The 21,846-nt window shown below is 67.2% G+C and carries 21 protein-coding genes; 13 read left to right on the forward strand and 8 right to left on the reverse strand.

The genetic code is table 11. The annotated features are described in order from the left end of the window. Window positions 1-155: 155 nt before the first annotated feature. Window positions 156-1,010, forward strand: coding sequence for a phytanoyl-CoA dioxygenase family protein (locus RM423_RS04385; protein ID WP_311421781.1), 855 nt, complete (start codon window positions 156-158; stop codon window positions 1,008-1,010). A gap of 147 nt (window positions 1,011-1,157) precedes the next feature. Then, a complete protein-coding gene (locus tag RM423_RS04390; RefSeq protein WP_311421782.1) occupies window positions 1,158-2,978 on the forward strand; it encodes a family 43 glycosylhydrolase in 1,821 nt (606 codons plus the stop codon). A 28-nt stretch (window positions 2,979-3,006) separates the two neighbouring features. Here RM423_RS04390 and RM423_RS04395 read toward each other — a convergent pair whose 3' ends face one another. The 3 genes from RM423_RS04395 to ctaD form a co-directional block, all read right to left on the reverse strand. After that, window positions 3,007-3,609 (reverse strand): hypothetical protein, encoded by a 603-nt coding sequence (locus RM423_RS04395; RefSeq protein ID WP_311421783.1) that lies wholly within the window; start codon window positions 3,607-3,609, stop codon window positions 3,007-3,009. Then, window positions 3,606-4,205, reverse strand: a complete 600-nt coding sequence (locus RM423_RS04400) for a neutral zinc metallopeptidase (protein WP_311421784.1) — start codon at window positions 4,203-4,205, stop codon at window positions 3,606-3,608. The genes RM423_RS04395 and RM423_RS04400 overlap by 4 nt, the downstream gene beginning before the upstream one ends. A 492-nt stretch (window positions 4,206-4,697) precedes the next feature. Continuing rightward, complete coding sequence (ctaD, locus tag RM423_RS04405) at window positions 4,698-6,482, reverse strand: aa3-type cytochrome oxidase subunit I (protein WP_311421785.1); 1,785 nt, start codon at window positions 6,480-6,482, stop codon at window positions 4,698-4,700. 575 nt (window positions 6,483-7,057) lie between these two features. Here ctaD and RM423_RS04410 point away from each other — a divergent pair. Next, window positions 7,058-7,315 carry a hypothetical protein gene (locus RM423_RS04410; protein WP_311421786.1) on the forward strand — a complete coding sequence of 86 codons (258 nt, stop codon included), beginning with the start codon at window positions 7,058-7,060 and terminating at the stop codon, window positions 7,313-7,315. A 14-nt stretch (window positions 7,316-7,329) separates the two neighbouring features. Here RM423_RS04410 and RM423_RS04415 read toward each other — a convergent pair whose 3' ends face one another. Further along, window positions 7,330-8,103, reverse strand: a complete 774-nt coding sequence (locus RM423_RS04415) for an ANTAR domain-containing protein (protein WP_311421787.1) — start codon at window positions 8,101-8,103, stop codon at window positions 7,330-7,332. A gap of 219 nt (window positions 8,104-8,322) precedes the next feature. On the opposite strand from RM423_RS04415, the gene RM423_RS04420 reads away from it, so the two are divergent. Then, window positions 8,323-9,081 carry a GAF and ANTAR domain-containing protein gene (locus RM423_RS04420; RefSeq protein WP_311421788.1) on the forward strand — a complete coding sequence of 253 codons (759 nt, stop codon included), beginning with the start codon at window positions 8,323-8,325 and terminating at the stop codon, window positions 9,079-9,081. A gap of 14 nt (window positions 9,082-9,095) precedes the next feature. On the opposite strand, the gene ddaH is transcribed toward RM423_RS04420, so the two are convergent. Further along, complete coding sequence (gene ddaH, locus RM423_RS04425) at window positions 9,096-9,953, reverse strand: dimethylargininase (protein ID WP_311421789.1); 858 nt, start codon at window positions 9,951-9,953, stop codon at window positions 9,096-9,098. A gap of 139 nt (window positions 9,954-10,092) precedes the next feature. On the opposite strand from ddaH, the gene RM423_RS04430 reads away from it, so the two are divergent. Continuing rightward, entirely contained in the window at window positions 10,093-10,356 is a 264-nt protein-coding gene (locus RM423_RS04430; protein WP_311421790.1) for a hypothetical protein, read from the forward strand. Between the two features lie 35 nt (window positions 10,357-10,391). On the opposite strand, the gene RM423_RS04435 is transcribed toward RM423_RS04430, so the two are convergent. After that, a complete protein-coding gene (locus RM423_RS04435; RefSeq protein ID WP_311421791.1) occupies window positions 10,392-11,537 on the reverse strand; it encodes a baeRF2 domain-containing protein in 1,146 nt (381 codons plus the stop codon). A gap of 257 nt (window positions 11,538-11,794) precedes the next feature. On the opposite strand from RM423_RS04435, the gene RM423_RS04440 reads away from it, so the two are divergent. From RM423_RS04440 to RM423_RS04465, 6 genes are all read left to right on the forward strand, one after another. Next, window positions 11,795-13,000, forward strand: coding sequence for an EAL domain-containing protein (locus RM423_RS04440; RefSeq protein ID WP_311421792.1), 1,206 nt, complete (start codon window positions 11,795-11,797; stop codon window positions 12,998-13,000). Between the two features lie 34 nt (window positions 13,001-13,034). Then, a complete protein-coding gene (locus RM423_RS04445; protein WP_311421793.1) occupies window positions 13,035-13,217 on the forward strand; it encodes a DUF1059 domain-containing protein in 183 nt (60 codons plus the stop codon). Between the two features lie 115 nt (window positions 13,218-13,332). Next, a complete protein-coding gene (locus tag RM423_RS04450; protein ID WP_311421794.1) occupies window positions 13,333-14,391 on the forward strand; it encodes a CDP-glycerol glycerophosphotransferase family protein in 1,059 nt (352 codons plus the stop codon). A gap of 20 nt (window positions 14,392-14,411) precedes the next feature. Beyond that, a complete protein-coding gene (locus RM423_RS04455; protein ID WP_311421795.1) occupies window positions 14,412-15,194 on the forward strand; it encodes a phosphocholine cytidylyltransferase family protein in 783 nt (260 codons plus the stop codon). A gap of 123 nt (window positions 15,195-15,317) precedes the next feature. Further along, window positions 15,318-16,772: a mannitol dehydrogenase family protein gene (locus tag RM423_RS04460; protein ID WP_311421796.1), complete on the forward strand. Its 1,455-nt coding sequence runs from the start codon at window positions 15,318-15,320 to the stop codon at window positions 16,770-16,772. A 58-nt stretch (window positions 16,773-16,830) separates the two neighbouring features. Further along, window positions 16,831-17,592: an HAD family hydrolase gene (locus RM423_RS04465; protein ID WP_311421797.1), complete on the forward strand. Its 762-nt coding sequence runs from the start codon at window positions 16,831-16,833 to the stop codon at window positions 17,590-17,592. Here RM423_RS04465 and RM423_RS04470 read toward each other — a convergent pair. Then, a complete protein-coding gene (locus tag RM423_RS04470; RefSeq protein ID WP_311421798.1) occupies window positions 17,558-17,845 on the reverse strand; it encodes a hypothetical protein in 288 nt (95 codons plus the stop codon). The genes RM423_RS04465 and RM423_RS04470 overlap by 35 nt on opposite strands. Before the next feature lie 403 nt (window positions 17,846-18,248). Here RM423_RS04470 and RM423_RS04475 point away from each other — a divergent pair, with 403 nt between their 5' ends. After that, complete coding sequence (locus tag RM423_RS04475) at window positions 18,249-19,439, forward strand: chitinase (protein ID WP_311421799.1); 1,191 nt, start codon at window positions 18,249-18,251, stop codon at window positions 19,437-19,439. A 113-nt stretch (window positions 19,440-19,552) separates the two neighbouring features. Here the strand turns inward: RM423_RS04475 and RM423_RS04480 are convergent, their stop codons facing one another. Then, window positions 19,553-21,163, reverse strand: coding sequence for an alpha,alpha-trehalose-phosphate synthase (UDP-forming) (locus RM423_RS04480; protein WP_311421800.1), 1,611 nt, complete (start codon window positions 21,161-21,163; stop codon window positions 19,553-19,555). A gap of 216 nt (window positions 21,164-21,379) precedes the next feature. On the opposite strand from RM423_RS04480, the gene RM423_RS04485 reads away from it, so the two are divergent. Further along, window positions 21,380-21,823, forward strand: a complete 444-nt coding sequence (locus RM423_RS04485; protein ID WP_311421801.1) for an SRPBCC family protein — start codon at window positions 21,380-21,382, stop codon at window positions 21,821-21,823. The last annotated feature ends 23 nt before the right edge of the window (window positions 21,824-21,846 follow it).

The following is a 21,846-nucleotide window of genomic DNA, read 5'->3' on the forward strand; positions in this document are numbered from 1 at the left end:
ATACTTCGCCCGGATTGCACCAGTAAAGCTGGTAAGCCACGTCTTCGCCCGACGAGCGGCCGGGTGGGTCTATGCCGAGACGGTGGGCGGCGCGGAAGCATAGCCTTGGCGACGGCGGTGCGAGCCGTCATCGAGCAGCAACCGAGGAGAGTCACATGAGCAACACGACCGCCCCTACCGGCCCCGGCGCGCTGGATCAGGGGCGAACCGAGGAGCTGGTTCAGCGGTTGTACAGCGACGGCATCATCGGCCTTCCCGGCGCCTTCGACCGGAAGTGGGTAGGCGCGCTCGCCGAGGACGTCGACGTCGCGTTCCGCGAGGCGCGGAGCCGGCCGAACGGCGCTGTCGGGCGCGGCCCGCACCGTTACTACGTCGAGATCCATCCCGAACAGCTCCGCGGCTTCGTCGACCTGGCGAACCACCCGTGGATCACCGCGGTCTGCAACTCCGTGCTCGGGCCCGAGTACGAGATCGTCGAGGTGGGCTTCGACGTTCCGCTGGCCGGCGCGGTCAACCAGCCGTGGCACCGCGACTTCCCGATGCCGGCCGAGACCCGGGACAACCACCGGCTGACCTCGCTGGCCGTCAATGTCACCACGGTGGACACCGAAGAGGACATGGGGCCGTTCGAGATCGCGCCGGGCACCCAGTTCGACCTCGGGGACACCTTCGAGCACGAGATGTTCCCGGCGAAATTCGACTACCCACGCTACGAGGAGCGGGCACAGCGCAAGTACCCCAAGATAGGCGACATCTCGATCCGGTCGGCGCTGACCATCCACCGCGGCACCAAGAATCACTCTCCGAAGCCGCGGCCGGTGCTGGTGCTGGGCGTGGACGCGCCGGGCGCCGGCAATGCCGAGCATCACGACCTGGCGGTGACGGAGGGCTACTGGGAGTCGCTGCCGCAGGCGGTACGGGATCACCTGCGCTGTCCCATCGTCGAGGCGCTCACCCCGATCACCCAGAAGCACACCATCGAGGGCCTGGTCATGGGAGAGGCTGACTAACGCTCTTCGTACAAATACGCATATCGGCACGGCTCTTTACAACGTTGGAAACAGGCCCCAGGATGTCTTGGTCCCCCCCCAGTTCCAACGTGTCCGGAGGTTGCCGTGCATTGGTCCAGAAGGTTCCTGCTACCGGCGCTCGCGCTGATGACAGCCACCGCCACGGTGGTGACCGCAAGCCCCTCACAGGCGAGCGCACCCCGTACGGCGAACGGCTCCGGTCATCAGCGGGTCGCCGGTAGCTACACCAATCCCTTGTCCCTGAAGCTTCCCTCCGGCCAGAGCGCCGAGAGCTGCGCCGATCCGTTCGTCACGCACGGTGCCACCCGTGGTGACCGGCACTGGTACCTGTACTGCACGTCCGATGCGCTGACGGCCACCGAACTCGGCCCGGACGGCAAGCCGCTGATCCACAACCTGCCGACGTTCAGCTCGCTGGACCTCACGCACTGGACGTACCGGGGCGACGCCTTTCCGACGAAGCCGTCCTGGATTGCCGCGACCGGCAACCTGTGGGCGCCCGACGTGGTGTACCGCAACGGCCACTACCTGATGTATTACGCCGCGTCGGACACCTCGCTGCCGGGTGGTGGCTCGGCCGTCGGTGTCGCGACCAGTGCCAGCCCCACCGGCCCCTGGACGGACACCGGAAAGCCGGTCGTCGAGCCGCAGGGACCCGCGGGCAGCCGCCGCTGGGAGTTCGACCCCGAGGTGATCACGGCCGGTGGCCGTACCTACCTCTACTTCGGCAGCTACTTCGGTGGCATCGCCGCCCGCACGCTGTCGGCTGACGGGCTGTCGTCCGACGCGGCGAGCCAGACCCAGATCACCATCGACAACCGGTACGAGGGCACCGACATCGTTCGGCACGGCGGCTGGTACTACCTGCTCGCCTCGGCCACGAACTGCTGTGCCGGCCCGCTGACCGGGTACTCCGTGTTCGCCGGCCGGTCCCGCAGCCCGCTGGGCCCGTTCGTCGACCGGGACGGGGTTTCGCTGCTCGCCGGCCGGGTCGGCGGCACTCCGGTGCTCACCCAGAACGGCAACCGCTGGGTCGGTGCCGGTCACGACACGGTCATCACCGACTTCGCCGGCCAGGACTGGATCGTCTACCACGCCGTCGACCGCACCGACCCGTACTACGCCGGCGACGTCGGCTACACCAAGCGGCCGGCGCTGATCGACCCGCTGGACTGGGAGCACGGCTGGCCCACGGTGCGCGGTGGCCGCGGCCCGTCGGACACCCCGCAGCCCGGCCCGGCCGCACAGCCGGGCGAGCGCACCGCCTACCGCCCGCACTTCCTGTCCTACCCGCGGCCGGCCCGGACGTACCGGAGCCTGTCGGACACCTTCAGCGGCACGACGCTGTCCTCGCGGTGGTCCTGGGTCCGCCAGCCCGCCGCCGGCACGTACTCGGTGAGCGGAGGCAAGCTTCGCTGGAACACCCAGTCCGGTGACCTGCACCCGCCGGCGACCGACCTCGCCTCGGTGCTCACCGAGCCGGCGCCGACCGGGGACTACGTCGTAGAGACCAGGGTCAGCGTCAGCGTTCCCGCCGAGGGCTGCTGCCACAACTACGTCCAGGGCGGTCTGGTGATCTACAACGACGACGGCAACTACCTGAAGCTGGCGTCGGTGTCGATCTGGAACACCCGCCAGACCGAGTGGGGCAAGAACGTCCAACCCGTTCCGGCCGGTTACCCCAGCTACGGAAACGCCGTCGTCGGCCCGGTCGGGAACAGCACCTACCTGCGGGTCGTCCGGCACGGACAGCGCTACACCGCGTTCACCAGCCTGGACGGCAAGCGCTGGGACAAGGGCGGGACCTGGACCCAGGCCGCGACCAACCACACCAGGATCGGCCTGATCTCGATGGGTGGAACCGGATTCACCAGCACCTTCGACTACGTCCGGGTCAGCACCGTTCGGACGGCACACGCCCGGTGTAAAGCACAGCCTGCCTCGTAAAGAGCGTCAGGCTGTCTTTGCAAAGACATCAGCAAGATGGCAGACCGCCGAAGTACCCCTTCGTGAACGACTGGATTCGGTCGAGGGCGGTGGTTCCGTGAGCTCCGTATGCCTGGGGCTCCGGAACCACCCGGATCACCGCGGCGGTGGCCTCGTCCATGTCCGGCGGTGACAGCGCGAAGCCCTGGCTCGGATCGTCGGTGTTGATCGAGGCCGTGAACGCCCCGCTGTAGCAGCTGGCCGCCAGGATCGCGTCGCGGTCCTGGGTGCTGGCGTGGAAGAGCTGCGACCGCACGGCCATCGCCCAGCCGTACACGAACAGCATGCCGAGCGAGTAGTCGGCCGGGGCATTGTCGATCAGGGTCAACTGTCCTGTCTGCGGATTTTGCTGCTTGTCCGGCAGGCTGTTGTAGGCCTGGCGCGCTTCCTGATCGCTGAAGTACACGTAATTGCCGGACGGGCAGTAGTTGAACTCGGTGATGTTGGTGGAATCGCACCGCGGGTGATCGGTTTCCCTGGTGCTGACGTTCTGCCAGGGCTTCCTGATCGACTGCGCCGCGGCACTCCAGAACGAGTTGAGTTGGATCTGCAGGCTGCTGCCGTCCGGTGTGGTGGGCGTCGGATCGATCATCTCGGCGTACGGCAGGTTGCCGCGCTGCTCGTAGTCGACGTCGGAGGTGAAGGGTCGCTCGGTGAAACTGCGCGAGAAGAACTTCTCGCGTAGCAGAAGCTGGCACCGTTGCTGATGCCGTCGGCCATCGCGGACAACCTGTCGAAGCCATTGCCGTGCGAGATCTGCTGCACGCTGAGTGGCGGTGGGTCACGTACCTGCAGGTAACCCAGCAAGGTGTTCTCCAACTGCTGGTTGGTGATCGCAAAGTGCGGCGCCTGGTGTTTCTGCGCGGTGGCGATGAACGCCCCGGACGCGCAGTCTGCCTGCGTCTCGGTGTAGATGGTCGCCCGGTTCGGCGAGGACTCGAACACGCCGAGACGCTGCTGGATCGCGTGCCCCCACTCGTGTGCGATCACCGCGGCAATCATGAACTCCCCGTACTTGGCCCCCAACTGCGCCACCAGGTGCTGGGGATTGCGGTCGTAGACGATGGAATCGTCGGCCTGGCAGTAAAAGGCGTTGTTGGAACGCGCCGGACGGGTCCTGGCGCAGGCACGCGTTGCCCCGGACGGCCGCGGTGAGGTGCGTGCCGTCGACGGAGTAGACGCCCCCACTCAGTTCCGGATAGGGCTTGCCGCCCGACACCTCCGGATAGGTCGTACGCCAGAACGCCTGTACGTCGGCGATGGCGTTCTTGACCACGCGGTCGAAGTCGGAGTGGCTGTCGTTGACGACAGGAATGACCGCATCCGGAGCCTGGTCCGCGGACGAGGAGCCCGAAGCCGAGCTTGACCCGGTGGCCGAACCCCATTGCGCGTCGGATCCCGGGCCGGCCTGCCGCGATACCTGGCAACCGGCCAGCACCAGGGTGAGGGACACCGCACATGGGATCAGCGCGACACGAAGAATGACGTTGAGCTTCAAGGGATTCCTTCGAGGCTGGAAGAACGTCAGTCCGCAGCTCCGCTGCTCGGCGCGCACTGCCTCTCAAGCTACCGCGCTCTCAAACGGCCAAGGGCAACTCGGCACGGGTCGGTTGAGCTGGTTGCGTCACGGCAAGTCCCAGGATTGTCGTTCGTTCGCTATGACAGAACGCGCCGGCCGGCTCACTCACCGGGATCGGTGTCCCGGCTGCTCCGTCGCTCGCCCTCCCCGCCGACAGCCGCGTTGGCCAGACCGTGCACGGCGTGAGCCCGCTTGTCGGCGTGCGCCTCGCGTTCCAGCCGCGGGATCAGGTGCGGGTAGTGCGCCTCGAACGCGGGACGCTCCGAGCGGATCCGGGGCATCGAGGTGAAGTTGTGCCGCGGTGGAGGGCAGGACGTCGCCCACTCCAGGGAGTTGCCGTGGCCCCAGGGGTCGTCCTGGGTGGCGATCTCGCCGAAGCGGTAGGACTTGTAGACGTTGTAGAGGAACGGCAGCATTGACGCGCCGAGGATGAACGAGCCGATCGTGGAGATCGTGTTGAGAGTGGTGAAGCCGTCACTGGGCAGGTAGTCGGCGTAGCGACGGGCCATCCCCCTGGCACCAAGCCAGTGCTGGATGAGGAACGTCGCGTGGAAACCGATGAACGTCAGCCAGAAGTGCAGTTTGCCCAGCCGCTCGTCGAGGTACCGGCCGGTGAACTTCGGGAACCAGAAGTAGATCCCGGAGAAGGCGGCGAAGACGATGGTGCCGAAGAGCACATAGTGGAAGTGAGCCACCACGTAATAGCTGTCGGTGACGTGGAAGTCCAGCGGCGGCGACGCGAGGATGACGCCGGTGAGCCCACCGAGCAGAAAGGTCACGAGAAAGCCCAGCGAGAACAGCATCGAAGTCTCGAAGGTGATGCTGCCGCGCCACATGGTGCCGATCCAGTTGAAGAACTTCAGCCCGGTGGGCACCGCGATCAGATAGGTCATCACCGAGAAGAAGGGCAACAGCACCGAGCCTGTGGCGAACATATGATGAGCCCAGACGGTCAGTGACAGGCCGGTAATGGTGAACGTCGCGAACACCATGCCCTTGTAGCCGAACAGCGGCTTGCGGCTGAACACCGGAATCACCTCGGTGACGATGCCGAAGAACGGCAGTGCGACGATGTAAACCTCGGGGTGCCCGAAGAACCAGAACAGGTGCTGCCAGAGCACCGGGCCGCCGTTGGACGCCTCGTAGACCTGGGCATGCAGATTCCGGTCGACCCACAGCACCAGCAGCGCCGCGGTGAGGATGGGGAAGGCGAGCAGGATCAGCAGCGAGGTCGCCAGGATGTTCCAGGTGAAGATCGGCATCCGGAACATGGTCATTCCCGGCGCGCGCATGCACAGCACGGTGGTAATCATGTTCACGCCACCGAGGATCGTTCCCAGGCCGGAGATCGCCAGCCCGATGATCCATAGGTCGGCGCCTGGTGACGGGGTGTGCAACTGGTTGCTCAGTGGCGTGTAGGCGGTCCAACCGAAGTCCGGGGCGCCCTGCGGCGTCAGGAAGCTGCTCATGACGACGGCGGCGCCGAACAGATACAACCAGTACGAGAAGGCGTTCAGCCGGGGGAAGGCGACGTCCGGAGCGCCGATCTGCAGCGGCAGCACCAGGTTCGCGAACGCGAACACCAGCGGCGTCGCGAAGAGCAGCAGCATGATTGTGCCGTGCATCGTGAACAGCTGGTTGTACTGCTCCGGCGACAGGAATTGCATGCCGGGTCTCGCCAACTCCGCGCGCATGAGCAGCGCGAGAAGACCGCCGATCATGAAGTAACCGAACGACGTGACCATGTACATCCGGCCGATGACCTTGTGGTCCGTCGTGCGCAGCAGCGCCAGGAACAGCGAGCCACGCGAGGGCGGCTGAGCCGGGTACTGCCTGGTCAGGATCGGCCTGGGCTCCAGGGTGGTCAGCTCATCGAGGTCGGTCATCAACACTCCGGTGGCGGTCTACGCCCGTTCGAATGGCAACGCCTGCGCGGAGCCCGGGTGGCGGAAAGGATCTCGATCAGGGGCGAAGCGGAAACGCTGCATGCCCAGCGCGCGTGCTTCAGTCTAGAGCTATGGCGGCCGATCACAAGCCACGGCGTACCGCGACTTCGACCTCGCTGCAACGATTGCATTGACGGAACTCGATGATCACCCGCTCGGTGCTTCTGCGATAGGTCCAGTGGTGGCCTGTCCACCAGCAGCGATCCCGCGGCCGTAGGTGAGCGCGCCGGTCGACGGACGGCAGCGCGGTACGGGTTCCTGGGATCTCTGGATTGGAGAACATGGCATCATGCCGCTTCACCCGCTGCGGGCGGGAAAGGTTTCTGCTGCATTCCCAGCCCTTCGGACTGTACGCAGACCGATTTGCCGTGACAAGTAAACGGGGTCGAACCGAATAGCACCAGTTTCGGCGCGCCGCACGTGCGACAGTGCGCAACAATGGTGTGCGCCGCCTGCCGCAGCGACGCCTGCTCGATCTTGCGCGCTACCACTGGTCCGACAGGAGGACACACATCGTGACGCTTCCCTCAGGACTGGGTCTGGCCGAGGGGATGGCACTGTCCCGGCTGACCTTTGAAGCTCTCTGGCTGCTGCAGGTATCGGTCGGTGGCACCGCCGGACAGTTGGAGGTCGAGGCCTACGTCCTCGGCATGCTCAATCCCGACGAACACTCCCATGACGTCATCGCCCAGGCGATGAACGAACACTTTCTGGACGAGGGACAGGCGTACCCGGTCAGCTACTGGAGCGCCACGGCGACGACCGCGACCTGAGGTGGGAGACGCTGTCAGTACGAGGCTGACCGAGGCCGCGTTACCGGCGTTCCGCCCGGCGCCTGCCGCGGCGGCAGCAGCTCGAGGGCCCCGGTGAAGATGACGTCAGCCGCGACGTCGCGGAGCTTGCGATGGCCGTGCTGGCTGGCCCGGCGCAGCACATCGAAGGCCTCGTCCTGCGTGATCAGGTGAACGCTCATCAGGATGCCCATGGCGGTGCCGATATCGCGGTTGCTCCGCAGCGCTATCTGCAGGTTTTCCACATCCTGCTCTGCCTTGACCGCACGCTGCTCACTACGCAACAACGCGGTTGCCGCGGCCACCAGTAGCCGCGCGATCTCGGCATGGTCCTCGGCCGCGAAGGAACCATCCACCCGGCAGATGAAGGCACCGACCGTCCCCCCACCCGGTTCCGCGACTGTTACCTCGGGCTCCGTCGCCCCGATCGGGACCGCCAGCCAGTCGCCCTCGATCAGTGGCTGGCCATCGCCGGTCATCAATCGTCGAGAGAGCGAGAAGACCTGCTGGTCCTCGACGCCGGCCGCCTTGTCGGTGGTCCTCACGTCGGCCGGGGCGTCGCTCTTGATCATGGAGCGGTTGCCGCTGGTGATCAGTTCCGCAGCGCAGAACACCGAGGCTGCGGCGGAATAGGCCTCGACCAGTGAAGAGAACACCACTACCGGGTCCGCACTGCGAACCAGTTCGGCCAGCACAACGCCCACGGTGTGCATGGGATGTGCGGGGGTGACATCGCGCGCGGCGAGCGGCTCGAAAGTCGAATCGGACATCGGAAGGCTCCGTCGTACGGAGTGGATGCGACCTGTGTGCGTGACAGCGTCAGGCCGCTAGGCTCATATCCAAACCTGCCGGACAGGATAGCAGTCGCACCGGAGGATTTGGGGGCAGCGTGCCGTACGGTGCAAGCAACTGAGGATTTTTCCGAGTGCTTCCTGTCGAGGTGGTGCGGCCTTGGCGCCAAGAGCACCGACTGAAAGTGAAGACAAGCGATGTCCACAGATTCGCACCGTTCTGACGAGGCGCTTCAACTGCCCGCCGCGTACAGCGAGTTCCAGAACCTGCTGCTCGACGGCCCGGACGTTGCGACGTTCATGCAGCAGATCGTCAACCTGGCATCGGCCATAGTGAGCCCGTCCGCCCAGTGTGGCGTGACGCTGCGGCGCGACCGCGAGATCAGCACCATCGCGAACAGCGGCGACCTGGCGGTTCGGGCGGACGAGATCCAGTACGGGCGAGGTCAGGGCCCCTGCCTGGAGGCGCTGCACACCGGTGTGGTCGTCAGCGTTCCCGACCTGGCCACCGATGAGCGGTGGCCGGACTACCGCAGCCACGCCCTCACCCAGGGCGTCCGCAGCTCGCTGTCACTACCGCTGACCGTGCAGGGCGCCACGCTCGGCGCACTGAACATCTACACCAGTAATCAGCATGACTTCACCGCAGGCGAGATCGGCCACGCCACGGCCTTCGCCAAGCAGGCGGCCACCGGACTGGCCATCGTGCTGCGGCACGCCGACCAGGTGAAGTTGGAGGATCAGCTGCGCGAGGCGCTGGCGACCCGTGCGGTGATCGATCAGGCGCTGGGCATCGTCATGGGCCAGCGGGGATGCGGTGCAGCCGAGGCCTTCAGCGTGCTTCGGGAGGCCTCGCAGCACCGCAACCGAAAGCTGCATGACATCGCCGCCGAGCTGATCGAGACCATCACCGGCGAGCCGCCGCAGCGACCTCGTCCGTTCATCCAGCGCGGATAAGGCGAAACAGCGCCTCAGCAGGCGGTCACGGCCGGGTGTGCCCAGGATGCGGCCTCGCCGGCGGGGGCGTCGTGCAGGCTGAGCACGCAGCACTTGATCCCGCCGCCGGCCTTGCGGAACTCATCGAATTCGATGGGATGCACCTGGTACCCGCGCTCGCCGACAGCGCGTGCCAGGCCCGGTGCCTCGGCGCTCATCACCACGTTGGCGCCGTCGCTGACGAGATTCAACCCAAGCTTGCGGGCGTCCGCGTCCTCAGCAAGGATGGCCTTCGGGAAGAGGTCCCTCAACACGCCCCGGCTCGCAGGGTCGAACGCCTCCGGCAGGTAGGCGATGGTGTTTGAGTCCAGCACCGACAGCGCGGTGTCCAGGTGGTAGAACCGCGGATCGGCAAGCGTCAGGGACACCACCGCCAGTCCGAAGTACGCGCCGACCTCCGCTGCGGCGAGTTCGTCGGAGCGAAAGCCGCTACCGGCCAGGATCGTCGACCCCACAAGAAGAAAGTCACCCTCGCCCTCGTTGAGATTGTGTGGCGCGGCCACCCGTTCGTAACCCCGCTGCTTCAGCGCGTCGGCGTAGAAGGGCGTCTCAGCGGCCCGCTCGGAAAAGCGGAACGCCGGCGCCATCGCCTTCGCGCCGATGACGATGCCACCATTGGCGGCGAACACCAGATCGGGCAGCCCGGGTTGCGGACTCATCTCCTCGACGTGGTGCCCGAGAGCTTCCAGCGTGGTTTTCAAGGCAGTCCACTGCTTACACGCGCGAGCCGGGTCGACGCGCTCGCCGAGCCGCATCCACGGGTTGATGGCGTACTGGACATCGAAGAAGGTCGGCGGGCACATCAGGTACCGCCGAGCTGAGGTGGAAAGCATGAAATCACCATTCGGTTTCACAGCATCGACTGTCGGCTCAGCCATAAAACACGCTACCCATTTTCCGGCGCTCGCTGTGCGCAGCTCCCACCGCTACCCGCTAGGGTTTGGCAGCCGCCACACCAACTCGAGGAGAACGATGACAGAGCTGCCCCGCTGGACCTACTCAGGCGCTGTCCGGGCGACCGGCAATCTGGCGCTGCTCGAGTCCGAGCTGCACACCGGGCGGGTGGCCGCGTCCGAACTGGGCTATGTCGGCGAACCCGAGTCCATCGACGTCATCGATGCGATGCTCGTCGAGGACGGGGGCCAGCTCGTCTCGGCCGACGAGGCGGCGGAGACGGGCCGGGACTTCATCGCCACTCATACCCAGTTCATGATGACCTGGGCCGCCCAGGCCTGAGCCGAACCGGTGGTGATCGCCCGCCGGCGCGCCGGTCAGGCCGGCGTGCTGGCGTCGGTATAGCGCAGCACGGCGCCGAGGCCGTCCGGCAGGTAGTCGTGCGCGTCCGGGGTCACCAGGATCTGGGCGGCGCTTCCGGCCAGAGCCCGGACGATGGCCGCGTCGAGGTGGTCGCGTTGCGGGTCGGCAACACCCATGGCGCGCAGCTCATCCTCCGTTTCGCCGAGTTGCAGGGGCTCAGGACCCACCCACGCCATCGCGGTGGACGACGGATCGTCGGAGAGCACCAGGGTGTCCACCTGGGCCCGCCGCAGGGCGTCCAGCACCGCGGTCAGCCCGAGCACGCCGTAGTCGTGGCGCCCGACTCCCTGCTGCAGGCGCTCCAGGAGCTGGCGGCGTTCCCGCCACAGGTGGCGCAGCAGCACCCCGTGCACCGCTTCTTCCAGGGCCTCTTCCGACGCACCTGCAGCCCGTCCACCGGCCGTCACCTCTTCTACCGCGACGGCAGGCGCCAGCACCTCGGGCAGGCTCTGGCGTAGCAGCGCGCGGGCCCGTTCCTCCCCCGCCACGATCACCAGCCGGGCGCGCGCGTTGTTGACCTGCTTGAGCACCTCGGCGCTGACGTCATGGGCGTTGGCGGCCCACGCGTTGTCCACCCGGTTCTGGAACTGGCGCTCGTTCCACTGGTCACGGCCCACTTTGTGGAGCGGGTGCTGCTCGTTGCCGGTCACCGTCAGTTTCTGTCCGGGAACCGCGGCGAGCGCGTCGTTGAGCCCCACGGTGGACAGGTCGGCGCCAGTTCGGTCGGCTACGACCAGAACGTGGGCGATCTGCGGACCGCCCTGGGCGAAGAACGGCATGACGTGCGGCAGCGGCGACCACCGCGCCGTCGCCCGGAGCGGCGGTCGTGCCAGTATCCGGTCCAGCACCACCGTGCCCTGAGTGCCCACTATCAGCTGCCCGTGGGACCCGGGAAGGTCAAGGTGACTTCCGGCGACCTCGTCCATGGCGGCCAGCGTGTCTTCGTCCGCCCCCGCCGAGCTCAGGTCCTCGCGAAGCGACTGCCAGCGAAGCTCGACATCTTTCGCGCCGTTCTCGTTCGCCCGGTCACTGTCCAGGTACGCCGTCGCAAAGGGCCCGGGCATACCCGCGAGGTCGGAAATATCGGCCGGAATCCGCACGATTTGTCTCCCTGTACAAGCTGCGCCACCGCGACGTCGCTGCACCTTCAGCGGGCGGCTGGCAATGCTCCGAGCCTACCCACTCGGCGCACTCCGATCACGTCCTGCGCCACCCTCGGCGAATACTGGAATTCCTCATCAAGTATCGGCCGAGCTTGCCGATGGGATGGAGGACAACCCGTCACTGCGGCACGCCCACGTGTTCCCGGTGCCGGCGCACGATCATCAACGGACGGGGGTCGCCGGGTGATGCTCCGATGAGAGCGGTCAGCCATCGCGTGGTGCCGCGGGCCGCGAAAGCGCCCGACCCGACCGCACACCATAACTGGGCTGCCGCCATCAGCAAGGTCCTCGCCGACCCCAGCCGGCCGCGAGTCGTCTACCAACCCATCGTCGATCTGCGGCGCGGCGTGGTGTCGGGCTACGAGGCGCTGGCGCGCTTCGATGAGCGCCCGGACCTCGGCCCGGACGCGTGGTTTCAGGCCGCTGATCGACTGGGGCTGGGAGCCGCGCTGGAGGCACAGGTGGTCCGCGCCGTCGGCGCAGTCCGCGACAGCCTGCCGCCCGACTGCTTCGTCACTGTCAACGTCAGCCCGCACCTGCTCGCCGAGCCCGAACTGCTGCAGGCGTTCGCCGACATCGGGGATCTGAGCAAGATTGTCCTGGAGCTCACCGAGCACGTCCTGGTCGATGATCATGCCCAGTTGCTGGCGCTGCTCAACGAGCTTCGAACGGCCGGCGCGGCGGTCGCCCTCGACGACGCCGGGTCCGGGTACTCGGGATTACAGCAACTGGCCCTGGTACGTCCCAATATCGTCAAACTCGACCGGGCTTTCGTGGACTATGCCGACCGCGACGAGGCCAAGCTTGCCGTGGCGGAACTGCTCGGCGCCTACGCCGGTCGCCTGGACGCCGTCATTCTCGGCGAGGGAATCGAGCGTCCCGAAGAGTTGGCGGCCCTGATCAGGCTGGGTGTTCCGCTCGGCCAGGGCTGGCTGTTCGGCAGGGGCCAGGCGGCCTGGGCACAGCTCGGGGCCGATCAGGCCGACCTCATCCGGTCGCTGGCCGAGGACACCCGTCACACCGAGCGCATCACCAGCCTGATCGAGCGGACCCCCGTGGTCCGGGACGACGATCTGGGCGCCGTCCGGTCGCTGTTCCTGGCCGACCGTGGTCTCGAGGTCGCGGCCGTGGTGGACCGGCACAACCGGCCGGTCTGCCTGCTCCGCCGCCCGACCGGTGAGGGCCGCGGGGGCGACGAACCCCGCGCGCTTCCGGTGAGCCTGCGGGTATCGGCCACTGCCGAGGTCGTCGATGTCGCGACGCGGGCAATGACCCGACCGTCCGAAACCCGGTTCGACCCGGTGGTGTGCGGCGACGCGTACGGCCACTACCTGGGCGTCGTACGACCGGAGCGCCTCATGCTCCGGCTGGCCGAGGCGAGATCCGAAATATCCCGATAGGGCCGAGTACGGAAAATGAGCGAAGGAGCTTGCAATGAAGGAGTATTCGTGTGGAGATGTGGTGCCGGGCTGCGGTGCGCGTTTCACGGCCGACACCGAGGAGGAGATGCTGGCGATCTGCACCGTGCACGCCCAGCACGCGCACGGCCTGACCGACGACGCGATGCCGGACGCGCTGATCGCCAGCATCCGGGCGGTCATGCTCACCTCCGTCTGAGCCAGCGGATCGATTCGGCTGAGCCAGCGGATCGGTTGCGGAGGCCTGCCGGTACCGTCGGGGCCATGACACCGACATCTAGTGCCTCAGGCATTGACGCGGCAACGATGCCGCAATGAGAATCGCGTACCAGAGCTTCGAGGGCCGCTACTCCGACAGCCCGCGAGCTCTGTACGAGGCCTGGGTGCGCGAACGGCCGGGTGACGTCCACACCTGGTTGGCCGACCCAGCACATCTGGCCGGCTTTCCGGCCGGCGTCGAGACTGTCCCGGCTACCGGGCCCGAGTGCGTCGCCGCTCTCGAGGCAGCGGATCTACTCATTGCCAACACCCACACCGATATGGAGTGGAACAAGCGCTCCGGCGCCACGTACCTGCAGACCTGGCACGGCACGCCGCTCAAGCGCATCCACAACGACGTGCTCTGGGCGCCGGCCGGGCGGCTGGCACGACTGGCGCACGACGTCAACCGGTGGGACATCCTGCTGTCCCCCAACCACGCCAGCACTGACACGCTTCGCCGCGCCTTCGACTTCTCCGGCGAGGTTCTCGAAACCGGTTATCCCCGCAACGACGTGTTGAACTCGCCCGAGCGCGATGCACTGCGCCGGCGGGTGCGAGCCGACCTCGACCTGGCCGACGACACCACGGTGGTGCTCTACACCCCGACGTGGCGCGACAATGCCGTGTTCGCCGAAGGTCTTCCCGACATCGAGCTGTCGCTGCGGATCGAGCAGCTGATGAAGCAGCTCGGGGATGACTTCTGCCTGCTGGTCAGAGTGCATTACCTGATGACGGATCGGCTGCAGGCGGTGACCGGCCCACAGGTGCGCGATGTCTCTTATCATCCCGATATCGCCGGCCTGTACCTGGCCGCAGACGCCATGGTCACCGACTACTCGTCCACCATGTTTGACTTCGCCATCACCGGTAAGCCATTGTTGTTCTTCGCCTATGACCTGGAGTCGTTCCGCGACGAGGTGCGGGGCTTCTACTTCGACCTGGAAGAGATCGCCCCGGGGCCGCTGGTGCGCACCCAGGAGGAGCTCGGCGAGGCGCTGCTGGACCTGCCCGGCGTACGGCGTCGTTACGCGGCTAAGTACCAGGGATTCCAGGAGCGGTTCTGCTCGCTGGAGGATGGCTCCGCCGGCGCTCGGGTGCTGCAACGACTATGAGGCGAATCGGAGGGACAGTCATGAGCTGGCGACCAGGGCGCTCGGGCGTCGATCTGAGTGGCCTGACCACCGAGCAGCAGGAAGGCGGGCAGAGGGCCGGTGTTACCGGCGCGGTGGTGATCCTCGCCGCCGGAAAGGGAACGCGGCTGGGGCGCTCGCACCCCAAGCCGCTCACGGTGCTGCGCGACGGCCGGACCATCCTGCGCCAGCAGTTGGATCACATCCGGGCCGCTTTCGCCGAATCGGCCGCCGACCGGCCGCGGGTGTCGGTGGTCGTCGGCTTCGGCAAAGAAATGATCATGGACGCGGCAGGCTGTGAGGCCACCTTCGTCTACAACGAACGCTTCGACGAGACCAACACGGCACGCAGCCTGCTGCGAGCCCTGCAGCTCGCCGCTCCCGGCGGCGTGCTGTGGATGAACGGCGACGTCGTATTCGTGACCGGCCTGCTCGATCATCTGCTGACCCACGTCCAGGGCGGCACGTTCGTCGCCGTGAACACCGACCGGGTGGCCGATGAAGAGGTGAAGTACACCCTGGACGACTCGGGCCACATCAACGAGCTGTCGAAGGCTGTCGTCGGCGGCCTCGGCGAAGCCGTAGGAATCAACTTCGTGTCGGCGGCGGACCGTCCGGTGCTGGTCTGCCATCTTGCGGCGGTCGAGGATTCCGACTACTTCGAAAAGGGGATCGAGAACGCCATCCTCGACGCCGGGCTGAGAGTGCGCGCGGTGGACATCTCGTCCTTCGGAGTGGTCGAGGTCGACTTCGAGGACGATCTCACTCGGGCGAACGCTCTCTGAGAACTCGGTATGCTCTGCTCAGTGCTGAGCGTGCAGCGCACGAAGAGCTAGGTGGCCGAGAGCCCCGGCTCGACCGGGCGCCCCCACCGATGTGCGGTGCGCCCGCCCCTGTGAAGGATCTTCATGACCGAGTCGCCGAATAGTGCTGTCCTGACGCCGTTACCGCTGACCGAAGAGACGCTGCATCAGCACCCGGAAACCGTGCTGGTCCCGGCATATGACCGATCCGCCCTCGCCCCTGCCGTGGTGCACGTCGGGGTGGGTGGCTTTCACCGCGCTCATCAAGCCGTCTACTTCGATGAGCTGGCCCGTCGCGGCATCACCGACTGGGGCGTCGTCGGCATCGGCATGCACCGCCGCAAGATGGGCGAAGTGCTCGGCGTTCAAGACAACCTGTTCACCGTCGTGGAACGCGGCACCGAACAGAGCAGCGCCCGTGTCGTCGGGGCGATGGTGGACTACCTGCTGCTGAGCGAGCAGCGCGACGCCGTCAGCCAGCGGTTGCGCGACCCGCGGACCCGGCTGGTGACCCTCACCGTCACCGGTGACGGCTACACCGTGCCCGACAGCGCCGAGGCGGCCGAGAACTCGATCTTTCCGGTGCTGGTCGAGGCCCTGGACGAGCGCCGCAAGGCCGGTGTCGCACCGTTCACGGTGCTGTCCTGCGACAATCTGCCCGACAGCGGCGAGGTGGCACGGCAAGCGGTGCTCGGGTGCGCGGGCTCGAGTGATCCCGAGCTGACCAGCTGGATCGAGGCCGAGGTTGCCTTTCCGGGCGGCATGGTCGACCGGATCACGCCGTCCACCAGCCCCGAGGAGCGCGACCGCATCGAGCAGGAGTTTCACGTCGCCGACCAGTGGCCCGTGATCACCGAGCCCTTCGCGCAGTGGGTGATCGAGGACCGGTTCTGCAACGGCCGGCCGCCGCTGGACCAGGTCGGCGTCCGTTTCGTCGACGATGTGGCCCCGTACAAGTTGATCAAGAGTCGGCTGCTGAACGGCAGCCACTGCGCGCTCGGCTATCTCGGCTCGCTCGCCGGATACGAGCGCAGCGACGAGGCCATGGCCGACCCGGTCATCGCGGCGTTTCTCGAGAAGCTGATGCGCGACGAGGTCGCCCCACTGCTGCCGCCCGACGTGCCGGGCATGGAACTCGAGGAGTACTGCACCTCGCTGCTGGCGCGATTAGCCAACGCCGCCATCGGCGATCAGCTGTCCCGGTTGGCCGGCCGTGGCACGACCAAGATGCCCGACTACGTGCTGCCCTCGCTGTTCGACGCCCGCGCCAAGGGCAGTCCGTCGGGCCTGCTGACGCTCGTCGTAGCGGGCTGGCTGCGTTACGTCCGGGGCGTCGACCTGGCCGGCGAACGCTTCGAGTTCAAGGATGCCCGAGGCGACGAATTGCGTGCCCTGGCCGAGGACAGCGAGGGCGACCCGCGCCTCCTGCTGGCTCTGACCGACATCTTCGACGGCCTGTCCGGGAACGAGGAGTTTGCGGCCGAGGTGCAGCGGCTGATGGCGATGATCGATGATCAGGGCGTGCAGGGCACCATGAACTCCGTGCTGCACTCGCAATGATCATCTCGCATCGGCGGCCCGCCGGAGCTGCCCGCTCAGACAGGAGAACCGATCGCGGATGAGCACCCCCGACAAGCTGGACCTGAGCCAGGTGACCACCGTCCTGTGCGACGCGGACGGAACGCTGTTCCCATCGGAGGAGCCGGCCTTCGTCGCGTCGGCCACCGTGACCCAGGACTTCGCCGATCGGTACGGGCTGCGGGGGGACTTCTCGCCGGAGCACCTGCGGCTCACCACCACCGGGAAGAACTTCCGCACCACCGCCGGCGAACTGCTGGCCGCCGTCGGGGTGCGGGCCGATCCTGATGAGCTGGAGACCTGGGTGCGGCGTGAGAAGGCCGAGGTCAGCGACTACCTCGGTACTGCGCTGTCCCCCGTCGTCGATGTCGTGTCGGGCCTGGCGGAGGTGTCGAAGCACTACCGGCTCGCCGCCGTCAGTTCGAGTGCGCTCAGCCGGCTGGCGGCCTGTTTCACTGCCAGCGACCTGGATCAGTTCATCGCACCCGAGACTCGCTTCAGCGCCGAGGACAGCCTGCCCACCCCGACCAGCAAGCCGCACCCGGCGGTGTACGAGTTCGCTTTGCGCGCCGTCGGCGCCACCCCCGGTCAGGCCATCGCCATCGAGGACTCGGTCACCGGTGCCCAGTCCGCTGTCGCCGCCGGCATTGTCACGATCGGCATCGTGGAATTCGTGCCGGCGGACGAACGGGACCAGCGAGTCCATGACCTCATGGCGGCGGGAGTGGCCACGGTGGTCGACTCCTGGACGGAGCTGACGCAGCTGCTCACGTCCCGCCCCGAGACTGCGGCTGTGCCCTGAGCGGGTCCCCCGCCAGCACCTGGCACGGGTGCGCGCAGATGCACTGCTCCGGAGGGTGCAGCCGGCCCGCCAGCGGCACCACCCCGCGCCGGGTCAGGGCATAGGTCTCCGCAGGCTGTACCAGAGCCGTCGGCACGCTGGCCGGGTCGAACGCCGACCAGCCGCTGCCGTCGGCCATCGGAAGCCAGAGGATCTCAACGCCGCAGTGTTCGCACGGGCTGCGGTGCGCTGGCTGCTGACGGTCTGCGGGCATGACCCGCACGGTAGCCGCCGCCGCCGACACACGCAGGGCTTCGGCAAGGCCAACGACGCGGATCTGGTGGACCTCGATGGCTCACCGAACCTGGATGACCCCAAGGTTGACCAGCCGGTCCTGCGCGGGCGGCAAGCGGAACTGCTCGGAGTCCTCGGTCCTGCTGAGCACCGACGTCGGCAAGACCTGGCAGCCGTCCCAGCCAGATCGCCCGACGTTTCACCGCAAACCCTTGACACTTCGAATGGTTTAGACCAATACTCTGCACATTCGTCTACACCATTTTCGAGCAGGCGCGGCATTCTCCGTCCCCACGGTCATCCCTGTCCGGTGCCACCCTCAATCAGAGGTCCGGCTGTAGCCGACCGCGAGAGTGCTCCCGCCTGACCCCCGGAGGAGAATCATGCGCATTCGCAAGACAATCGTGGCGGTCCTGGCGAGTGCGGCAGCGGCGACAGCCGGCGTGCTCACGCACTCCGGAACAGCCGACGCCGCCGTGACCTGGCCGGCCCACTACTCCGCCCCCTACGTCGACATCAGCCTGTACCCGACGTTCAACCTGACCCAAGCCGCCCAGCAGTCCGGTAACAAGTTCTTCACGCTGGGCTTCATCCTGAACACCGGTGGTACCTGTAACGCCGGCTGGAGCAGCTACACCGCCCTGGACACCGGCTTTCTGCAGTCCGACATTGCCAGCCTGCGCGCGGCCGGTGGCGACGTCGCCATCTCGGTCGGCGGAGCCAACGGCTCGGAGCCCGCTCAGTCCTGCACCACCGCCAGCAGCCTGCAGGCGCAGTACCAGCGCATCATCGACAACTACAAGATCAGTCATCTGGACTTCGACGTCGAGGGCGGCGCGCTCAGCGACACCGCCTCGGTCGACCGCCGGAACAAGGCCATCGCCGGCCTCGAGGCGGCCAATCCCAGTCTCAAGGTCACCTACACGCTGCCGGTGCTGCCGAGCGCGTTGACCCAGCCCGGGATCGACCTGCTGCGCAACGCGGTCAGCAACAATGCTCGGGTGGACGTGGTCAACATGATGACCATGGACTACGGCTCTGCGAACTCGAACATGGGGGGCGCCGCGACGTCGGCCGCGACAGCCCTGGTGTCCCAGCTCGGGAGCATCTTCACCGGCAGGACGTCCGCTCAGCTGTGGGCGATGGTCGGCATCACGCCGATGATCGGGCAGAATGACAGCCAGGGTGAGATCTTCAGCCTGAACGACGCGCAGACGGTGCTGTCCTTCGCCAACGCCCACGGCATCACCGAGTTGTCGTTCTGGTCCGCCGGCCGCGACAACGGCAGCTGCCCCGGCCAGACCTATGCATCACCGTCCTGCAGCGGACTCAGCCAGGCGCAGTGGGCATTCGCCCACCTCTTCGCCCCGTTCACCCCGGGCGGCGGGGTCGTCACTCCCCCGCCCACCACCCCGCCGACCGGCTGCGCCGGCGCGTGGTCGAGTTCCACCGCCTACGTCGGTGGATCGGTCGTCTCGTACAGCGGCCACAAGTGGACGGCCAAGTGGTGGACCCAGGGCGACATCCCCGGCAACAACTCCCAGGCCGTCTGGGTGGACAACGGGACCTGCTGATCCGGCTCCAATCGGTTTTCTTGGTGCGCCCTCAGCCGGTCTCTCCGGCGAGACCGAGACCGCGGCCTTGCTGATGCCAGCCACGGCTTGAGCGGTACTCCTTCTGCTGAGTGTCACTGAGAGGGATGGACGGCTGTCGGCTCAGCGTCTCTGTCGGGTTGAGAACTGTGCTGTGAAGTCTGCTCGGCAAGCTGACCGGCGTTCGGCTCCCTGCCCAGCGCGTCCAGGAAGGTGCCGGCCCAGCGCGCGACGTCGTACTCGCGCACCCGCCGTCGCATCGAGCGCATTCTGCGGCGAGCCTCCGCCGGGGCGATCTTCGCCGCTCGGGTGATCGCATCCTTCAGGCCGTCGATGTCATGCGGATTCACCACGAAGGCGCTGCCGAGCTCGTCGGCGGCGCCGGTGAATTCGCTCAGCACCAGCGCCCCGGTCTCTTCGTAGCGGCACGCCACGTACTCCTTGGCCACCAGGTTCATGCCGTCCCGCAGCGAGGTGACCAGCATGACGTCGGCAGCCAGGTACAGCGCGGCCATCTCTTCCGGCGGGTAGGACTGGTGCAGGTAGTGCACCGGCGCGCTGCCGACCTCGCCGTAGTCACCGTTGATGCGGCCGACCGTGACCTCGACCTCGTCGCGGAGCAGCTGGTACTGCGCGACCCGCTCCCGGCTGGGACTGGCCACGAGCACCAGCACCGCCTCCGGGGAGGACAGCCGGCCGTCGGCCAGCACCTCGCCGTAGGCCTTCAGCCGGTGCAGGATTCCCTTGGTGTAATCGAGCCGATCGACTCCGAGCAGCACCACCTCCGGCTGGCCCAGCGCCGCGCGGATCTCGGCCGACCGCTCCTTGACCTCGGGGCGGCGGGCGATCTCCTCGAAGGCCGCCGAGTCGATCGAGATCGGAAACGCCGCTGCCCGAACCAGCCGGTCGTCCGCCGCCTCGGGGTTCTCGCCCGATCCCGAGCGGCCGGAGCGGCCACCGCGGATGGGGCTGTCGAACGGATCGGGCTCGCCCGGTTTGCCGCGGGGAACCCGGACCAGCGAGCCCTTGGTAGTCAGGCCGGCCGCCCGCCGGCAGGCCCGCAGGAAGTTCGTTGCGTCGCCCTGGCGCTGAAAGCCGAGCAGGTCGGCGCCGAGCAGTCCCTGGACGATCTGACGGCGCCAGGGCAGCTGGGCGAAGATCTCGTAGCCAGGAAACGGGATGTGGTTGAAGAAGCCGATGCGCAGATCAGGACGGCGCTCCCGGAGCATGCCCGGTACCAGTTGCAGCTGGTAGTCCTGCACCCACACCGACGCGCCGGTCCCGGCCTGCTGTGCGGCGGCTTCGGCGAAGCGCCGGTTCACCGCCACGTACGCCTCCCACCAGGCGCGGTGGAACTCCGGTGTAGCGATGACATCGTGGTACAGCGGCCACAGCGTGGCGTTGGAGAAGCCCTCGTAGTAGTTCCGGACCTCGTCCTCGGACAGCGCGACCGGCACGAGATGCATGTCGGCCTCGTCCAGTGGCTCGGGCGCTTCGTCGGCGGAACCGGTCCAGCCGACCCATGCGCCGCTGGTGCCGCGCATCACCGGCTCCAGCGCGCTGACCAGGCCACCGGGACTGCGCCGCCAGCTGACCTCGCCGTTGGGCTCTTCGACCCGGTCAAGGGGTAGCCGATTCGCCACGACGACGAAGTCGTAATCGCCGATGGGTGCCTGCTGTGACGCACCGTCCGCTGAGCTGCTCATCGAGGCTCGATCTCCATACCTGCACCCGTTCGGCCGGCGATTCGCCGGGAAGCTGGTTACTCAACCTCTCCGACCCTAACCTGTGGGCGCGGGAAGCGGATCGAGCGCCGTCTGCATGCCGTCAGCCGGCTGTCGAACTACTGCTGCGGATGGCGAGTGCGGATGGCAAGCCGGCAATAGTCCCCATCTCGGCCGGCGATCATTAGGGTGGGACGGGTGATCGAAATAACGTGGCAGACCAGAGCACCGCGACACCAGGTCTGGGCCGTGCTCGCCGACGGCTGGCTGTACGCCAGCTGGGTCGTCGGAGCGTCCCGCATCCGAGCCGTCGAAGGCCCGTGGCCGAATGTCGAGGCGAAGATCCATCACTCCGTCGGCAGCTGGCCGGTCCTTCTCGACGACGAGACCAAGGTCGAGCAGTCCGAGCCCGAGCGGTTGCTGCGGCTGATGGCGCGCACCCGTCCGCTCGGTGAGTCCCTGGTGGAACTCGAGCTCGTGGAGCTCGATGGCGACCGCGGCACCGAGATCCGGATGCGCGAGGACTTCGTATCGGGTCCTGGCAAGGCGATTCCCACGGCGATCCGGCACCGGGCGCTGGCCGCCCGCAACCGCGAATCACTGCGCCGGCTCTCCTATCTGGCCGAGGGCGACTCGCGGTAGCTCGGCACGGCGCACCCCGGGTC

It is taken from the genome of Jatrophihabitans lederbergiae, from assembly GCF_031845305.1.
GTDB classification, from domain to species: Bacteria; Actinomycetota; Actinomycetes; order Mycobacteriales; family Jatrophihabitantaceae; genus Jatrophihabitans_A; species Jatrophihabitans_A lederbergiae.

What these genes read in the sequence shown, in the direction of transcription:
- RM423_RS04475 (WP_311421799.1), top strand. Translation starts at nt 18,249, where the DNA reads ATGCGCATTCGCAAGACAATCGTGGCGGTCCTGGCGAGTGCGGCAGCG.
- RM423_RS04385 (WP_311421781.1), top strand. Translation starts at nt 156, where the DNA reads ATGAGCAACACGACCGCCCCTACCGGCCCCGGCGCGCTGGATCAGGGG.
- RM423_RS04455 (WP_311421795.1), top strand. Translation starts at nt 14,412, where the DNA reads ATGAGCTGGCGACCAGGGCGCTCGGGCGTCGATCTGAGTGGCCTGACC.
- RM423_RS04440 (WP_311421792.1), top strand. Translation starts at nt 11,795, where the DNA reads ATGAGAGCGGTCAGCCATCGCGTGGTGCCGCGGGCCGCGAAAGCGCCC.
- RM423_RS04450 (WP_311421794.1), top strand. Translation starts at nt 13,333, where the DNA reads ATGAGAATCGCGTACCAGAGCTTCGAGGGCCGCTACTCCGACAGCCCG.
- ddaH (WP_311421789.1), bottom strand. Translation starts at nt 9,953, where the DNA reads ATGCTTTCCACCTCAGCTCGGCGGTACCTGATGTGCCCGCCGACCTTC.
- RM423_RS04395 (WP_311421783.1), bottom strand. Translation starts at nt 3,609, where the DNA reads ATGATCGATCCGACGCCCACCACACCGGACGGCAGCAGCCTGCAGATC.
- RM423_RS04390 (WP_311421782.1), top strand. Translation starts at nt 1,158, where the DNA reads ATGACAGCCACCGCCACGGTGGTGACCGCAAGCCCCTCACAGGCGAGC.
- RM423_RS04465 (WP_311421797.1), top strand. Translation starts at nt 16,831, where the DNA reads ATGAGCACCCCCGACAAGCTGGACCTGAGCCAGGTGACCACCGTCCTG.
- ctaD (WP_311421785.1), bottom strand. Translation starts at nt 6,482, where the DNA reads ATGACCGACCTCGATGAGCTGACCACCCTGGAGCCCAGGCCGATCCTG.
- RM423_RS04460 (WP_311421796.1), top strand. Translation starts at nt 15,318, where the DNA reads ATGACCGAGTCGCCGAATAGTGCTGTCCTGACGCCGTTACCGCTGACC.
- RM423_RS04470 (WP_311421798.1), bottom strand. Translation starts at nt 17,845, where the DNA reads ATGCCCGCAGACCGTCAGCAGCCAGCGCACCGCAGCCCGTGCGAACAC.
- RM423_RS04445 (WP_311421793.1), top strand. Translation starts at nt 13,035, where the DNA reads ATGAAGGAGTATTCGTGTGGAGATGTGGTGCCGGGCTGCGGTGCGCGT.
- RM423_RS04480 (WP_311421800.1), bottom strand. Translation starts at nt 21,163, where the DNA reads ATGAGCAGCTCAGCGGACGGTGCGTCACAGCAGGCACCCATCGGCGAT.
- RM423_RS04420 (WP_311421788.1), top strand. Translation starts at nt 8,323, where the DNA reads ATGTCCACAGATTCGCACCGTTCTGACGAGGCGCTTCAACTGCCCGCC.
- RM423_RS04415 (WP_311421787.1), bottom strand. Translation starts at nt 8,103, where the DNA reads ATGTCCGATTCGACTTTCGAGCCGCTCGCCGCGCGCGATGTCACCCCC.
- RM423_RS04430 (WP_311421790.1), top strand. Translation starts at nt 10,093, where the DNA reads ATGACAGAGCTGCCCCGCTGGACCTACTCAGGCGCTGTCCGGGCGACC.